The sequence below is a fragment of the Plantibacter sp. M259 genome (assembly GCF_006065115.1).
GTDB classification, from domain to species: domain Bacteria; phylum Actinomycetota; class Actinomycetes; order Actinomycetales; family Microbacteriaceae; genus Plantibacter; species Plantibacter auratus.
Map to the genome: position 1 here is coordinate 924,942 of NZ_CP040750.1, position 16,014 is coordinate 940,955.

The following is a 16,014-nucleotide window of genomic DNA, read 5'->3' on the forward strand; positions in this document are numbered from 1 at the left end:
GCTATTCAATCACGACGCCTGTTCCACCGGTCACGGCGGTCACACCGAGCACGAGGACCGAGGCGTTGAAGACGATGTGCGTCACGATGGCCGGACCGAGGCGCCCGGTGAGCACGGCGGCGGTGCCGGTTCCGAGCCCGACGAGGAATGTTCCGACGCCGGTGACGAGTGCTTCTGACGGCCCGCTCACGACCACGAGGTGGAGCGAAGCGAACAGCGCTGCCGAGATCACGACGGCGATCCACGCTGCCCGGCCGGGCATACTGCCGCGCACCGATCGCAACAGCAGTCCTCGGAAGAACAGCTCCTCGACGACGGGTGCGATCATCGTCGCCGCGAGCACGGCGACGATGAACGAGACCACGATGAGCGCACTCCCGGTCGGCGCTCCACCGCCGGCCGTCGCCGGCAGTGAGCCGTAGACGACCACCTCGAGGACACTGACGACGATGCGGAGGACGAGCCCCGCGGCCAGCCCCCAGAGCAGGTCGATCGGTCGGAAGGCGAGGCCGAGCACGGGTGCGCTTCCACGAGGAGCTGGAACGGCGAACCGGGCGAGCAGCACCGCGCCGAGGAGGGGGACCCACACGAGCACGTAGCCACCGAGGGCGTCGAACGGCTGCGCGATCTGCACCCCGGCTCGCATGGTCGCGGCCAAGAGGGCCGCGGCCGCGAGCCCGATGAGCGCGATGGTCAGCCGCGTCCGGGCGCGTCGCGTGTCCGTGCTCGAAGGGGTTCCTGGGTCGTCCGTCACGGTCGCAAAGCTACGCCACGCGTCGACCCGCTTGATCACGACGCTCGGGAACAGCTGACGGTTTGTGGCACCATGGCTCACAACCCCTCTTCGGGGCCGCCTCGATCCGAGGTGCCATGCTCTCCCCTCTGACTGATCGGACGCCACCGCGTGGAGCTTCGTGACTATCTCCGTGTCCTTCGCAAGTACTGGGTGCTGATCGTCGCGCTCTCCCTGCTCGGGGTGGCACTGGCGGCGACCTACTCGCTCGTCAAGACGCCCGAGTACAGCTCGTCGGCCAAGGTCTTCGTCTCGACGCAGTCGAGCGACAACGTGCAGGAACTGGCCCAGGGGAACGCGTTCACCCAGCAACGGGTCAAGACCTACGCCGACCTCGTTCAGACGCCGATCGTCCTCCTGCCGGTCATCGCGACGCTCGAGCTCAACATCACCGCGGGGCAGCTGTCACAGCAGGTCTCGGCATCCGCGCCGCTCGACACGACACTGATCGAGATCACGGCGGTGAGCCCGGACCCGGTGCTCGCGGCGGAGATCGCGAACACGACCGCCCAGAGCCTCACCGGTGTGGTCGCGAAGATCGAAACCCCTGAGAACGGAGCATCGAGCCCGGTGAAGCTCACCCGTGTGCAGGAGGCTGACGTCCCGTACACGCCGGTGAGCCCGAACGTCCCGCTCAACATCGCCCTCGGTCTCCTCGTGGGTCTCGCGATCGGCGTCGGGTTCGCCGTGCTGAAGGAGACGCTCGACACACGCATCCGCAACGAGCGCGACGTCGAGGGCGTCACGGACATCCCGCTCATGGGCGGCATTGCCTGGGACCCGAAGGCGAAACAGCGTCCGCTCATCGTGCAGGCCGATCCGAAGAGCCCGCGCGCCGAGTCGTTCCGCAGCCTCCGGACGAACCTGCAGTTCCTCGACGTGACCGACCAGCCACGCAGCTACGTCATCACGTCCTCGATCCAGAGCGAGGGCAAGAGCACGACGGCGGCGAACCTGGCGATCGCACTCGCCGACGCCGGGCACAAGGTCGTCCTCATCGACGCCGACCTGCGGCGACCGAAGCTCGCGAACTACTTCGACATCGAGGGCGCGGTCGGCCTCAGTGACGTCCTCATCCGTCGGGCCACGCTCGACGACACGATGCAGCCGTGGGGCCGCGGCCTGTTGCAGGTTCTCCCGGCCGGCGCCGTCCCCCCGAACCCCAGCGAGCTCCTCGGATCGGTGACGATGCAGAAGCTGATCCGCGGCCTCGAGCAACAGTTCGACTACGTCCTCATCGATGCGCCGCCGCTCCTGCCGGTCACCGACGGTGCGCTCCTCGCCCGTCACACCGGCGGTGCGCTCGTCGTCGTCGCAGCCGGTCGAACCCACAAGAACCAGCTCAAGGGTGCGCTGGAATCATTGACGCACGTGAACGCGTCGGTCGCTGGCCTCGTCATGACCATGGTGCCGACCAAGGGCCCCGACGCCTACGGGTACGCCCGGTACGGCTACGGCGCCGGCTACGGCTACGCCGAGGACGTGAAGAAGTGACCGGTTCCTCCGGAACCCACGATCGGCCGTTCTCGGTCCTCTTCGTCTGCACGGGGAACATCTGCCGCTCGGCGCTCGGTGCGCAGATCCTCACCGCGCGGCTCGCGGCCGCCGGCGTCACCGCGGGTGGCCGGCCGATCGCCGTGTCGAGCGCGGGGACGGGCGTCGGCCAGGGCCTCGAGATGCCTCATGAGGTCGTCGAGCAGTCGCGCCGCTTCGGTGGCTCACCGGAAGGCCACGTCCCCACACCGCTCGACCGCGACCTCGTGGCCGATGCCGACTTGATACTGACGGCGACCCGCGAACACCGCAGCGTCGTGGCACGGCTTCTCCCCCGAGCCTCCCGCGTCACGTTCACGGTGCCGCAGTTCGCGAGGCTCGTCGCGGAGGCCCCCGCCGTCTCCGACCCGTGGACGCTCGTCGATGAAGTCGCCGCGCAGCGTGGCTCCGTTCCGCCGCCGGAGGACCCGGAGGACGACGACATCGAAGACCCCTACCGCCGGAGCGCGGCCACCTACGCGCGGGTCGGCGACCAGATCCATGATCACGTCTCCGTCATCGCGGATCGACTCGCTCAGGCGGGCGACCGAGCGTGACACCGAAGCAGAGCAGGTCGACGTATCGCGCGGGCGATCGCAAGGAGACCTTCTGGGATCGCCTCGGCTCCCGACGCCGGACCTTGGCGCTCATCGGATTGGCGCTCTTCCTCGTCGCCGACGTCATCCTCGTCGGGCTCGCGCTCACGGCCAACGGCCGCAGCGCGGACGACGCGACACAGCGACCGATTCCCACCTTCGGCGGGACACCCTCGACCTCCGCGGCACCGGAGGCGACCGAGGAGCCTGCCGCAGCCGAGCCGACCGACCGGTTCATCGCTGCGGGGAGCGCCACGGTCCTCTGGCGCGCGACGCAAGGGACCTGCGAGGCTCCCGCCGTCGTCGAGCGCAGCGCCGACGCGGGCGTCACGTGGGCGGCGATTCCGACCGTCGAAACCTTCGACCTCCGCATCGTCTACGCCCTCACGGCGACGAGCGAGGACGAGGTGCAACTCGTCGGTTCAGCCGGGCCGGAGTGCACGGTCGGCGGGTACTCATCGACCGATGCCGGTGACACCTGGGCGTCCACGCCCGAGCTGCTTTCGACCATCGCCTACCAGACACCGGTCGCGCCCGACGGCTCGACCACGGTCGTCATGACAGGGCAGCCGGTGGTTGCGCCATGCCCGGTCATCGAGGCGCTCGCGGCAGACGCGACTCGCACGGTGACGGCCTGCTCGGCCGTCCTCGCCGAGTGGGATGCGACGAACGGCTCGTGGACGGCGATCCCATTCGCCGGCATCCATGCCGTGGAGCTGCAGTCGGAACAGATCCTGTTCGCCGCCCGTGGAGTCACCGGTTGCGCGGGCCTCGGCGTCCTCCGCGTGCCCGGTACGACCTTGACCGCCACGTCCGCGCCGGAGAGTGTCGGGTGCGTCGCAGCGGCGGACCTCACCGCCCCGGCCGCGCTCACCTCAGCCGAAGGGGTCAGTTGGCTCTGGGTGGACGATCTGCTCTTCAGCTCGCCCGACGGCGGGGTCTCGTGGGGAGCGGTCCCAGCCTGAGGCGCTGGCCAAACATCTGGCGCACAGTAGGGTTTTCCCTACAGTTGTCGCGATTGCGGCCCAAATGGGTTACAACCGCCAAAAAGGGGACAGATGTGGGGCATCTCCACCGCTAGTGTCAACAACACCGATACAGTCGCGTATCGAACCGCCGCCTTCACCCCTCGTCATCAGTAGTAATTACGTGTTTCACCACGGAGACCGCATGCTGTCGCAGCCTTCCGTGCCGCTGCCAACGACGCCCGCGAGCACTGCCCCCGCCCCACCTGCCGTCGTCGTGCGCGACTGGCGACGCGTGTACGCGAACCGTCTCGCACTGACGGATGCGCTGGTGCTCATCTGGGTGGTCTTCGGAACGCAGCTGGTGTGGTTCGACTTCGACCAGGAGACGACCTCGGTGGGGTTCGACGCGGCGCGGGTGGCCGTGAACTACACCGTGATCTCGCTGGTCTTGATCGGCGCATGGATGATCGTCCTCCGGGTGTTCGGTACCCGTGAAGCTCGCATCGTCGGGAGCGGCAATACCGAGTACAAGCTCATCGCCGACGCGAGCATCCGCCTCTTCGGCCTCGTAGCCATCGTCGCCTTTCTCTTCAAACTCGACCTCGCCCGCGGGTACTTCCTCCTCGCGTTCCCGCTCGGCATCCTCGTGCTCCTCCTGTCGCGCTGGATGTGGCGGCAGTGGCTGTCGGTCCAGCGAGCCCGGGGCAAGTACTCCTCGCTCGTCCTGCTCGTCGGATCAGCCGACTCCGCGGAGCACATCGCCGCCGAGCTGGGTCGATCGACGGATTCCGGATACCGCGTCGTCGGCGCTTGCGTTCCGACGGGCAAGGTCGGCGGCACGCTCGGATCGACCACGATCCCGGTGTCCGGCACCGTCGACACTGTGCTGCAGGCACTCGAGGCGACGGGTGCGGACACGGTGATCATCACGAGTTCCGATGAACTCACGCCAGTACGGGTCCGGCAGCTCAGCTGGAGTCTCGAGCCGGGCCGCCAGCACCTCATCGTCGCTCCGAGCCTCACCGACATCGGAGGCCCGCGCATCCACACGCGGCCGGTGGCCGGTCTGCCACTCATCCATGTGGAGACCCCGCGTTACGAGGGCCGGAAGCGGTTCTCGAAGCGGTTCTTCGACATCCTCGGTTCCGGTGCGATCCTGATCGTCGCGTCACCGATCCTGCTCATCGTCGCCCTGCTCGTGAAGCTCACCAGCCCCGGACCGGTGCTCTACCGCCAGGAGCGGGTCGGGCTCAACGGTGAGCCGTTCAACATGCTCAAGTTCCGCTCCATGCGCGTCAACGCCGACGCCGAACTGGCCGCGTTGCTGGCCCAACAGGGCACGAGCGATCGCCCACTGTTCAAGGTGCAGAACGACCCGCGCCTGACGCGCGTCGGCGCCACCCTGCGGAAGTTCTCGCTCGACGAATTCCCCCAGCTCTTCAACGTCTTCCGCGGCGACATGAGCCTCGTCGGTCCGCGCCCGCAGCGTGAGGGCGAGGTCGCACTCTACGACTCCGCCGCCAAGCGCCGCCTCATCGTCCAACCCGGCATGACCGGGCTCTGGCAGGTCAGCGGCCGCTCGGCCCTCAGCTGGGAGGACGCCATCCGTCTGGATCTGTACTACGTCGAGAACTGGTCGCTCATGGGCGACGTCGTCATCCTCTGGCGGACGATCCGGGCCGTCGTGGCTCCAGGCAAAGAAGCCCACTGATGGCTGGGCTCATCATCCACGAGTGGATCGAGCGCCACGGCGGCTCCGAGAACGTCGTCGATGCGATGGCCGCCGCCTATCCCGACGCCGACATCCACTGCCTGTGGAGCAACGCACCCGACCGCTTCCCCGGCCACACCGTGAGCGAGTCGTGGATCGCGCGGACACCACTCCGCAAGAGCAAGGCGGCCGCGCTGCCGTTCATGCCGACCACCTGGGCCAGGACCGACGTCTCCGCCGCCGACTTCGTCCTCATCAGCTCGCATGCGTTCGCGCATCACGCCGGCGGGCGACAGCCTGCCGACGGACCGCAGCGGTTCGTGTACGTCCACACGCCTGCCCGATACCTCTGGGCTCCCGAGCTGGACGTCCGAGGCGGCAACCTCGCTGCCCGCGCACTCGCCCCCACACTCCGACGGATCGACCGGAAGCGTGCGCAGGACGGCGCGACGTTCGCTGCCAACAGCGACTACATCCGCCAGCGGATGGAACGCTCGTGGGGCGTCGAAGCCGAGGTCATCCACCCACCGGTCCGCGTCGAGTACCTCCAGAGCGTGCCGTCCTGGGCGGACCGTCTGAGCACCGAGGACGCCTACCTGTTCTCGACGCTGCCGTCCGAGTACATCCTCGGCGCCTCCCGCTTCGTCGACTACAAACGACTCGACGTCGCCATCCGCGCTGGTGAACTCGCCGGTCTGCCGGTCGTGCTCGCGGGCGCTGGGCCGCAGCACGCCGAGCTGCAAGCACTCGCAGACGCAGCGACGGTGCCGGTCATCATCATGACGAGGCCGAGCGACGAGCTGCTCTTCGCGCTCTACCAGGCGGCATCGCTCCTGGTGTTCGCAGCCGTGGAGGACTTCGGCATCATGCCCGTCGAGGCGATGGCACTCGGTACGCCCGCGCTCGTGCTCTCCGAAGGTGGCGCGTCCGAGAGCGTGCTCGCCATCGACGGCGGTGTCGTCGTCGATGCGCTCGACGACGCGACGCTGCGCGAGGCGGTCGAGCGCGCCCTCCTCGTCGACATGGCACCGGCTCAGGAGCGCGTCAACGCCCTGTTCGGTTCGTCCGCCTTCGCCACCAAGCTCACCGACTGGGTCGGTCATTCCGCCCGCACTGACGGAACCGATCGGACCCTGGCCTCATGATCCTTGCCGACACCAGGTGGAGCGGCGTCCACGGCATCGGTCGTTATGCGTCCGAAGTGCTCTCGCGGTTGAGCGTCGATTGGTCGCCACTCGAGGTGGGCGGCAAGCCGTCCGATCCGCAGGACTTCCTCCGCGTGCGCCGGACACCCGGCGGGGAGACGATCTACTCCCCCGGCTACAACGGCTTCCTCGCGCGCTCGCCACAGGTCGTGACCGTCCACGACCTGATCCATCTGCATCCGACGACGAACCGTCGTGCCGTGTACCTTGCTCACTATTCGGCTGTCCTGCGCCCGATCATTCGTCGGAATCGCCTGGTGCTCACCGTGTCAGAGACGTCGAAGCGCGCGATCGAGGAGTGGGTCAGGGACGATCGCGTCCAGGTCGTCAACGCCGGCAACGGACTGTCGGAGGCGTTCCACCCGGGCGAGACCCCGGTTACTCACGTCTCCGAGCCCTATTTCCTCTACGTCGGTAACCTGCGGGCGCACAAGAACGTCGACGTGGTCTTCCGAGCCTTGGCTCGTGTTCCCGAAGTGAAGCTCGTCGTCGTCATGAACGACCGCGAGGGTGCCGAGCGTCGGGCCGCCGAGCTCGGGGTTGCCGACCGCGTAGAGGTGCGGAGCGGACTCTCCGATCCGGAGCTCGCGGACCTCTACCGGGGCGCGGTGGCCACCGCCTTCCCGTCGCTGGTCGAAGGTTTCGGGCTGCCTGCCGTCGAAAGCATCGCGTGCGGGACCCCGGTGATCTTCTGGGAGGGCTGCGAGTCGATCGCGGAGATCTCGAGCGGACAAGGATTCCCGGTCGGTGACGCGCACGACGACCTGGCCTGGGCCGACGCTCTGCGCGCCGCCCTCACTGAGCGGCCCCGTGCCACGGCTCCTGCGGCGACCTACAGCTGGGACCGGACGGCCGAGATCGTCTCGAACGTGTTGCGAGAGCGTTGATGGATCGTCCTGAAGCGGTCTCCTCGCCCCAACCGTCGATTGCCGCGGTCGTCCTGAACTGGCGCGACGCCGCGAACACGACTGCGTGCATCGCCTCGCTCGCACAGGACGGCGGTCTGAAGCAGACCGTCATCGTCGACAACGAGGCTGACGGCACGCTTCGGCAAGCGCTCGACACGTCGGACGCTCCGGATCACGTCCTGCTCGAACGGTCGGAGAACGGCGGCTTCTCCGCCGGAGTCAATGTCGGTCTGCGCTACGCCCTCGAGGCCGGCGCGGACTTCGTGCTCGTCATCAACAACGACGCTCGGCTGCACGAGGGAGCGTTGTCCGCGATGCTGGCGACGTTCGAACGCGATGCGAGTGTGGGGATCGTCGGTCCGGCAATCCTCAACGAGGACGGGTCACTCCAGGCGCTCGGCCCGGCCATCGGGTTCCCATTGCGGATCGACGAGACGGCGGGGTCGACGAGCCCCGACTTCGTGACCTGGGCGTGTGTCCTGGTCTCCCGACGGCTGTTGGAGACAGTCGGCCTGCTGGACGAGACCTTCTTCATGTACTGGGAGGACGTGGAATTCGGCTACCGCGCCCGTGCCGCAGGTTTCGGGATTGCGATCGCACCCGACGCGACCGTCGCTCATGCGGTCTCGTCGTCGCACAGCATCGCCGGTGACCGGGTCCAGCTCTACTCGGCGTATGGACTCGGCCGTGTCGCTGCGCGTCAGCGGCACTTCCTCCTGGCATCCGTCATCCGCGCGACGCTGCGTGTGGGCAAACGCGTCGCCGCAGGTCGATTCCGTTTTGCTGGTGACCTCTGGCTGGCGTATCGAGACGGCCTGCGCCAGACGGAACAGCCTGCTTTCGAACGTGTGACGAAGGACGCTTGGCCCCGATGACCCAGAAACCCATTGCCCGGTACTACCGCGGCGCGCGAACGACGCACCTCGAGCGGCTGCACGACAGCGCCCCGGGCGACTTCTTCTATCAGAAGCCGATGTACGACTTCGACATGACGCGAGCTCCTGCAGGGGTCCAGGTCGAACAGACCTCATTCGTGCGCATCGCGGCGCTGGTCCTCAAGGGCACCTACTCGAGGCTGGAAATCGTCGAACCGTACGCTCCGAGCGCACTGCCGCAGAACCTGGTTCTCTCGGCGGCAGCGCGAATCGGCCGACTGTTCCATCGGCAGCCGACGCAGCTCGTGACCTACGCGATCGAGAACGCCGACCTGCCGCGGAAGGTCGCTGCGAGCACGCATCTCCCAGTCGCCGTCACCCGGGCCCTGCTGCGTCTGACGGTTGGATTCTGCTACCGATCGCTGACTCGGGTCGTCTTCGGCACTGCCGACGCGGAGACGAACTACGAAGCCCTCCTTGGCGCCCGGATGAAGCGTCGTCCCCCGGAGACGACCTTGATCTGGGGCCTGCCGACGGCCCACCCGTCCGCTCTCACCGTCGACAGCGATGGGCCGGCATCGAAGGTGCTGTTCGTGGGTGCGCTCGACGAGCGGAAGGGCATCCGGCAGCTCATGGACAGCTGGTCGGAGATGTTGGCTGCCTCGCCGAGCGCCGAACTGCTGATCCTCGGCAAGGGGCCGCTTGAAGCGGAGGTGCTCACCTGGGCGGAGACCGCACCGCGTACGACGGTCATCATCGACCCCACCCGCGACGTCATCTTCGAGGCGCAGCGCCATGCGGACGTCGCCGTCCTGCTGTCGCAACCCTTCACCAACTGGAAAGAGCAGATCGGCCTGCCGATCGTCGAGGGCCTCAGCGTCGGCACCGAGATCGTCGCCAGCACGGAAACCGGCATTGCAGACTGGCTGATCCAACAGGGACACAGCGTGATCTCTCCGAGTGCGACGAAGGACGAACTAGCCGACGCCATCACCGGCGTACTCCGGACCCGGCGTCCACGGGTTGAAGTCCTGCGAACACTTCCCGCTGTTGATGGTCGATTGGCGGCTGATCAGTGGTTGTTCGCGTGAGGTCTAACGGCGAGGGCCTGATACCACGGCTGTAACCCGGCTCGGACTGGTCTCGGTTGTGTCCTCAACAGCATTCAACCTTCGGTCGCGACGCTCGGCGAACGCCATCCCGATCGTGATCCAGAACAGCGTGGCGATCAGGTGCCACCAGACTGCGTCGTAGGAGAAGAAGAACACGCCGAAGATCGCGAGAACCGCGCGGGTGGGGGCTGATGCCGCGATGAATGCCGTCACAAAGAAACCGATGAAGATGATGAAGCCCAGCAAGCCTGCACAGATGAACATCGTCAGGTAGGTGTTGTCGATCGCCCCAGTTACACCGTCCTGGAAGATCACACCGCCAAACAGAGACCCCTGAGAGTTGACGCCGGATCCGAACAGCACATACGCGATGTCACGACCGAACAACTGCTGGGCCGCCTGTATCACCCCGAACCGGTGAGTGAACGAGGCGTCGTTCGATTCATCGGCTTGCGCCAGATAATTCGCCAGGAAACCGGCTCCCCCGAACGCCGCAACGATGACGATGAAGACTGGAATCACGCGCCTGCGGCTGCGAACGAGTACGGCCACGACCAGGCCGACCGCGACTGCGACCAAGGCGGTCCGCGTCCCGGTGAGCAGGATCCCGAGCGTGAGCCAGACGAGCAACACCCATCGCCAACGGCCTCGAATGGCATCGGAAACGGCTGTCAGAATCCAGGCAATCGATAAGAAGTGCGCCAGCGGGATCGGGTATCCGAGGGTCCCCTGTGCGCGATTTGTCCAATCCCCGAGGATTGTGTTCGCACGGACGATGTAAACATCACTCGTGGTGCCGGCCACGCTCCCGCGGATCGCTTCCAACCCCACCAGCGTCTCGAGGACGGCAACACCCGTCTCGACTGTCGCCACGACAAGCAGGAATCTCACCAGGAAACGGCGAACATTCGCATCCATAGCCATGCCGCAGAGCAGGGCGCTACTCCACATCAGTCCGATGCCGAGCGCTTTGACAGTGTCAGAGGTTCCCTCGCGTGCACCGGTGGAGACAACCAGGATGATGGTCAGCGCCAGCACCCCGAGCATACTCAGGGGAATGCGCAGCCCACCCCCAAAGCTCACGAGGGCGAGGATCAGAGCGACAGCGACGATCACCGGCGTGATGAACGCAATCGACTCAGGCATGAGCGACGATCGCGCGACAATCAGAAAAAGGAGCGCAACCCCCAACAGCCAGACGAAGATGCGCGGCCGCTGTGGCTTCACTGTCACCGCGTGCACGAATCGGTCCCCATCCTGACGTCGATCCAGGATACGTCACAACCAGACGCGGAAACATCGCGGAGTGTGAAATCTGCGTTACGTCGCCGATGCACCAGCCGCGCGATTGGTACTGTTTGATGACCCGCAAACGGAGCACAGGGAACGCTCATGGCGATACCGTCGGTCCGATCGTTTGAGCCCGTGTAGGAATGTGTTCCAGAGAGGCCCTGTCCATGCGTCGGCCTGTCCACCCCGATCTCCGTAACTGGCGGAGGTCGTGCGGGTGAAAATCGCGATCTTCACCCCCGACATCACTTCGAACTCGCTCGGTCGCGCCTACTGCCTCTGGCTGCTGATGCGGGCCAACAGCTGGGAGACCGAGGTGTTCGCGCCACGTGGCGGCGAAATCTGGGGTCCACTGCGCGGCGGGGACTTCGCCGCGAACTGCCGCGCGGTCGACGAGGATGATCCCGAACTCGTTGCGGCGGTCGAGGCTGCCGATCTGGTCCTCGCAGTCAAACCGGTGGAGACGTCCTTCGGGCGCGCAAGACGACTCGCGCGCGCCGCACAACGGCCACTGCTCCTCGATGTCGACGACCCGGATCTCGAAGCCGCGCTGTCGTGGCGGCGCCCGCTGCGCCGCTTCGCGAAGGGCATCCTGAAGTTCAACGCCGTGCGCAAGAACACGGAGCTGAAGCGGCTCGCTCTGCAGGCGGACACCATCGTCAGCAATCCGGTCCTCCAAGCCATTTACGGCGGGCCCGTCGTTCCCCATGTTCGCGACGACCGGGGCTTCGGCGCACCGCACACCAGCTCCAAGCCCTCCATCGCATTCGTCGGAACGAATCGGAAGCACAAGGGCGTCGATATCCTGCGTGAGGCGGTCGCGAACCGTCAGGATCTCGGCATCACGCTCAAGCTCACCGACGAAGCGCCCGAGGACGCCCGGCCCTGGGAGCAGTGGGTCGGAATGACCTCATTCGATGAGGGCCTCGCCCTGGTCGAGAACGCGGACATCGTGGTGATCCCGAGCAAAGACGACGGATACGCCCACGGTCAGCTTCCGGCGAAGTTGATGGACGCCATGCTCGCCGGTCGCGCGGTCATCGTGAGCGACATCGAACCCATGACGTGGGCAGTGGGATCCGGCGGCCTGACGGTGGAACCGTCGTCTGTCTCGGCGCTCGCTTCGGCGCTCGGCGAGGTGGCGTCTCCGGGCACACGGACGTCGTTGGGACAAGAGGCGAGGGAACGAGCCCTCGCGTTGTTCACGGTCGAAGCCCACCAAGACGCATTTCGGGAGATATGCGAGGGCGCCGTTCGTCGGTTCTCGCAGGAGACGGGTACCAAGTGAACGCTGTCATCAACCAGGCGCGAACACTCGCAATGCGAGCCAGACGCAAGGCGAAGCGGGATCGAGTTGAGCGGGGCTTCATCGAAGCGTCCACTCGGGTGCCGGGAGCCAACGCCTTCGCAGGCCTCAACCCGATGAGCCTGGCGGTCGCATCGGTCCGACCAAGCGACCAGGTCCGGTCTCGTGTCTCGCTGATCGTGCCCGAGATCAAGGCCGAAGCCATCTTCGCCGGGATCCGCACGGCGCTGGAGGTCAGTGTCGGTGTGGCGAACTCGCTCGAGCTGCCACTCCGTATCTTCTCGCTGTGGGATGAGCCCAACCCACGGGCGTCCGCCAGCATCCGGGAATTCCTGCGGGATGAGTTCGGACTCTCGCGCTGGGCCGAGGCCGAGGTCCTCCACGTGTCAGCGCTCACCGGTCTGGCCGTCAGCGCGGACGAACTGTGGATCGGCACGCATTGGACCACGGTCCACCCGCTCGACGTCGCTGCTCGGCTCAACGTGATCCGACCGGACCGCGTCATCTACCTCGCTCAGGACTACGAGCCTGGCTTCTATCCGTGGTCGACGGAATTTGCGCTCGCTCGAGCCACCTATCACGCCGGTTTCCGCATGGTGGTGAACTCCGAACCACTCGCTGCGTACCTCCGGGATGCAGAGCAGCTCGATGTCGATCCAGCACTGGTGTTCGCACCGAGCCTCGACCTCGGACGCCTCGAGGAATCCGCCGCGAATCGGCGGAAGGCCGCACAGCCGTCCGTGATGTTTTACGGAAGACCAAACAAGCCTCGCAACCTCTTCGCGATCGGAATCTCCGCCTTGAAGCTCTCCGCCACATCGCCGGCGGGTGGTGGCGTCTCCTATTCGTCCGTCGGAGAATCGCACGCGACCATCGCGCTGTCAGGCACCGCCACGCTTGCGTCGCGCGGGAAGTTGTCCTGGCAGGGATACTTCGAGTTGCTCTCGAACACGGATGTGATGTTCTCACTGCAGCACAGCCCCCACCCGTCTCACCCACCCCTCGATTCGGTCGTTTCCGGTGGCATCACCGTGACGAACGAACTGGCCGGCACCAGAGCTGCGCTGCATCCGCGACTGCTCACCGCCGAACCTGATCCCACGCTCCTCGGACAGCGTCTGAACGACGCCATCGAGATGGCCCGATCAAGCGAACCTGCCGGATTCGACTCCACGTTCATCACGAAACTCGGCGCACCGCTGACCGACGTCGTGAAGCACGCCAGCGCGCTCGTCGCCTGATCAGGATGCGTACCCACATCTGATGAGAAGACTGCGCCAAGCCTCGAACCTCCTCTTGTACCTGCTCATCCCGGGCCTCGGAGCGGCCACTCCGCTGCTGGTCTACCCGGCGTTGACGGCTCAATACGGGAGCACCGGCTTCGCTGCGGTCGCCGTCGCGCAGTCGCTCGGTCTGGCCGGCGCGACCATCTGCGAGCTCGGGTGGAGCGTGCTCGGCCCACAACGGGTTGCGAGAGCGCAGACGGCTGAGCGCGCCTCGCTGTATCAATCGGCGTTGGCGACCAAGCTCCTTGCAACGCTGGTCGGCGCTCCGGTCGCGGCGGTCGCTGCCGCAGTCATCGCCACCGACTACAAGCCTGCCGCCGCGGTCCTGGCTGCCGCCTCCGTGGCGACCTGCCTCAGCCCGGGCTGGTTCCTCGTGGGGGCGAACCGGCCCCTTGCCATCCTGGCGTTCGAAGGCATCCCGCGGTTGCTGATCATGGCGGGGGTGGCCGGGCTTCTCCTCGCCGGTGCGCCGTTGCTCGTCTACGGGATCGGCACCCTCGTCGCGGTCATCTTCACCCAGGTTGCAGTCGCGCTTCGGTTCGGTCAGCGAGTCCTGCCGCGACTCTCGGCATTCACGAGCGGCGGGGCGATCATCAAGCAGCAGCTCCCACTCACCGGCGGACGCGCGGTGAGCGTGGTCTACACCTCGCTGCCGATCGCGATCGTGGGGTTGGTGAATCCTTCTGCGGTGGCGGTGTTCGCGGCCGTCGACCGGCTCATGCGGATGGCCCTCGCGATCCTCGGCGGTGTTCCCAGCCGTCTGCAGAGCTGGGTCGGTAGCGCTCCCGAGGATGGGCGCGTCAAACGCAGCCGACAGTCGCTCCTCATGAATGCCGCTCTCGGTGCCATCTCCGGCATCGGGTTCGCGGTTCTCGTCCCGTTCGTCGCGAACCTGGTCTTCTCGGGAACGATCGACATCGTCTGGCAGGTCGCCGTCCTCGGTGGCGCGATCCTGTTCGCGATCTGTGCTTCGCGAGGGTTCGGACTGTCGCTCGTCGCTGAGGGTCGGGCCAATTGGATCGCCCTGGCGAACGTCCTAGCGGCCATCGCCGGTGTGGCGACCACGTTCGCCCTCACGGGCCCGCTCGGCGCACCGGGCGCGCAGCTCGGCGGTCTCTGTGCGGAGCTCGTCGGTATCGCGGTGCAGGCGTTCTGCCTCTTCCTCCTGAAGCGACCGCCGCACAATACGAATCTGACGATCTGAGCAAAGTAGCTAAGAACTGCCAAATAGAAGGTAATTTCAGAAAATCGATGACGTGATCCATTTACCCGCTACACTGAGCGCACACTCAGGGGGAACATCACAAAAATCAACAGCCGCTTTCATGGCATTGACGGACTTCGCGCATTTGCGGTAATCGCAGTAATCGCCGCGCATGCACATGTACCTTGGCTACCCGGTGGCGGCGTGGGAGTGGATATATTCTTCGGGATCAGTGGATTTCTGATCACCTACCTCCTAATACAAGAACAGAAGAAGAACGGTCGGATCGCTCTCGGCCTGTTCTGGCTCCGAAGACTCCTCCGTCTCATGCCTGCCTTGATCCTCCTCGTTGTCTGCGTCAACGGATTCGCTCTTCTAATCGCGCCGTTCACTTCCAACGATTACCTGAATCAATCGGCGGTGGCGACGCCTGCGGTGCTGTTTTACTTCGCAAACTGGATGGTCGTTGGGACCAACTCGGCCTTTCTCGGCTGGTTCGGGCCGCTGTGGTCGTTGTCAGTAGAAGAGCAGTTCTATCTGGTGTGGCCGCTCGTGGTCCTGCTTTGCTTCCGCTTCAGGCACTCACTGCGGATAATCGGGATCACAGCTGCAGCGATCGCGATCGGGGCGACGATCAACCGCTTCGTGATTTTCGACGGAACGAATTTATATCGTACGTTTGGCACCGATTTTCGCGTGGACATGCTGCTGGCCGGCGTCCTACTCGCGATCGGTTTCCAAGCCGGCGGGGGCCAGGCGATCAAAAAAGCGTCCGCGTTCCTGGCGGCACCAGCGGCCCTGTTCTTGATCGTTATTTGTGTCGTCGTCCCGGAATTCGCAAGCGCAGACTCAGCAGATGGTGCACGCCTGTACTACACCGTCGGACTACCGTTCGTAGCCCTCGCGACGGTATCGATCATCGGGTACCTCGTCACTCACCAGAGCAGCCGCGTTGCCCGGGCGCTGTCATGGCGTCCCTTCGAATACACGGGTCAGATCTCGTACGGGATGTATCTCTGGCACTACCCGGTCGTGGAGCTTCTTCGAGCGGCCTTGAGTAACACGACGCTGATCTTTGTGCTCTGCCTGCTCGGCACGTACGTCGCCGCTGCGCTCTCATGGAAGCTTGTTGAGCAGCCGCTGCAGCGACGCTTCCATCAGCGCCTGAAACCGCGTGCTACCGCTGTCACAACCTAGCGACGACCCGCATCAGGAGGCACGAACTCG

General features: G+C 65.9%; 14 protein-coding genes. 12 read left to right on the forward strand and 2 right to left on the reverse strand.

Going from position 1 to position 16,014, the window contains the following annotated elements; all coding sequences use genetic code 11:
• Position 1 precedes the first annotated feature (1 nt).
• Positions 2–754, reverse strand: a complete 753-nt coding sequence (locus FGL15_RS04060; protein WP_138945053.1) for a CPBP family intramembrane glutamic endopeptidase — start codon at positions 752–754, stop codon at positions 2–4.
• 150 nt (positions 755–904) lie between these two features.
• Between FGL15_RS04060 and FGL15_RS04065 the strand changes: the two genes are divergently transcribed.
• The 8 genes from FGL15_RS04065 to FGL15_RS04100 all read left to right on the forward strand — a co-directional run bounded on the left by FGL15_RS04065 (position 905) and on the right by FGL15_RS04100 (position 9,680).
• Entirely contained in the window at positions 905–2,287 is a 1,383-nt protein-coding gene (locus tag FGL15_RS04065) for a polysaccharide biosynthesis tyrosine autokinase (RefSeq protein WP_138945054.1), read from the forward strand.
• Positions 2,284–2,883 carry a low molecular weight phosphatase family protein gene (locus tag FGL15_RS04070; RefSeq protein WP_138945055.1) on the forward strand — a complete coding sequence of 200 codons (600 nt, stop codon included), beginning with the start codon at positions 2,284–2,286 and terminating at the stop codon, positions 2,881–2,883. The genes FGL15_RS04065 and FGL15_RS04070 overlap by 4 nt, the downstream gene beginning before the upstream one ends.
• Positions 2,880–3,887, forward strand: coding sequence for a hypothetical protein (locus FGL15_RS04075; protein ID WP_138945056.1), 1,008 nt, complete (start codon positions 2,880–2,882; stop codon positions 3,885–3,887). Before FGL15_RS04070 ends, FGL15_RS04075 begins: the two co-directional genes overlap by 4 nt.
• Positions 3,888–4,092: 205 nt before the next feature.
• Positions 4,093–5,601, forward strand: a complete 1,509-nt coding sequence (locus FGL15_RS04080; RefSeq protein ID WP_138945057.1) for a sugar transferase — start codon at positions 4,093–4,095, stop codon at positions 5,599–5,601.
• Entirely contained in the window at positions 5,601–6,746 is a 1,146-nt protein-coding gene (locus FGL15_RS04085; protein ID WP_138945058.1) for a glycosyltransferase, read from the forward strand. Before FGL15_RS04080 ends, FGL15_RS04085 begins: the two co-directional genes overlap by 1 nt.
• The gene (locus FGL15_RS04090) at positions 6,743–7,693 is read left to right on the forward strand and encodes a glycosyltransferase family 1 protein (protein WP_138945059.1); all 951 of its coding nucleotides are present in this window, start codon (positions 6,743–6,745) and stop codon (positions 7,691–7,693) included. Before FGL15_RS04085 ends, FGL15_RS04090 begins: the two co-directional genes overlap by 4 nt.
• On the forward strand, positions 7,693–8,589 hold the full coding sequence (locus FGL15_RS04095) for a glycosyltransferase family 2 protein (RefSeq protein WP_138945060.1): 897 nt from the start codon (positions 7,693–7,695) through the stop codon (positions 8,587–8,589). Before FGL15_RS04090 ends, FGL15_RS04095 begins: the two co-directional genes overlap by 1 nt.
• Complete coding sequence (locus FGL15_RS04100) at positions 8,586–9,680, forward strand: glycosyltransferase (RefSeq protein ID WP_240773927.1); 1,095 nt, start codon at positions 8,586–8,588, stop codon at positions 9,678–9,680. Before FGL15_RS04095 ends, FGL15_RS04100 begins: the two co-directional genes overlap by 4 nt.
• A 3-nt stretch (positions 9,681–9,683) precedes the next feature.
• Here FGL15_RS04100 and FGL15_RS04105 read toward each other — a convergent pair whose 3' ends face one another.
• Complete coding sequence (locus tag FGL15_RS04105) at positions 9,684–10,943, reverse strand: O-antigen ligase (protein ID WP_138945062.1); 1,260 nt, start codon at positions 10,941–10,943, stop codon at positions 9,684–9,686.
• Between the two features lie 265 nt (positions 10,944–11,208).
• Here FGL15_RS04105 and FGL15_RS04110 point away from each other — a divergent pair, with 265 nt between their 5' ends.
• The 4 genes from FGL15_RS04110 (at position 11,209) to FGL15_RS04125 (ending at position 15,984) form a co-directional block, all read left to right on the forward strand.
• Positions 11,209–12,279 (forward strand): glycosyltransferase family 4 protein, encoded by a 1,071-nt coding sequence (locus FGL15_RS04110; protein WP_138945063.1) that lies wholly within the window; start codon positions 11,209–11,211, stop codon positions 12,277–12,279.
• Positions 12,280–12,311: 32 nt separating this feature from the next.
• Positions 12,312–13,538 (forward strand): hypothetical protein, encoded by a 1,227-nt coding sequence (locus FGL15_RS04115; RefSeq protein WP_138945064.1) that lies wholly within the window; start codon positions 12,312–12,314, stop codon positions 13,536–13,538.
• A 22-nt stretch (positions 13,539–13,560) separates the two neighbouring features.
• Positions 13,561–14,787 (forward strand): lipopolysaccharide biosynthesis protein, encoded by a 1,227-nt coding sequence (locus tag FGL15_RS04120; RefSeq protein ID WP_138945065.1) that lies wholly within the window; start codon positions 13,561–13,563, stop codon positions 14,785–14,787.
• A 126-nt stretch (positions 14,788–14,913) separates the two neighbouring features.
• On the forward strand, positions 14,914–15,984 hold the full coding sequence (locus tag FGL15_RS04125) for an acyltransferase (RefSeq protein ID WP_255467754.1): 1,071 nt from the start codon (positions 14,914–14,916) through the stop codon (positions 15,982–15,984).
• Positions 15,985–16,014: the final 30 nt, after the last annotated feature.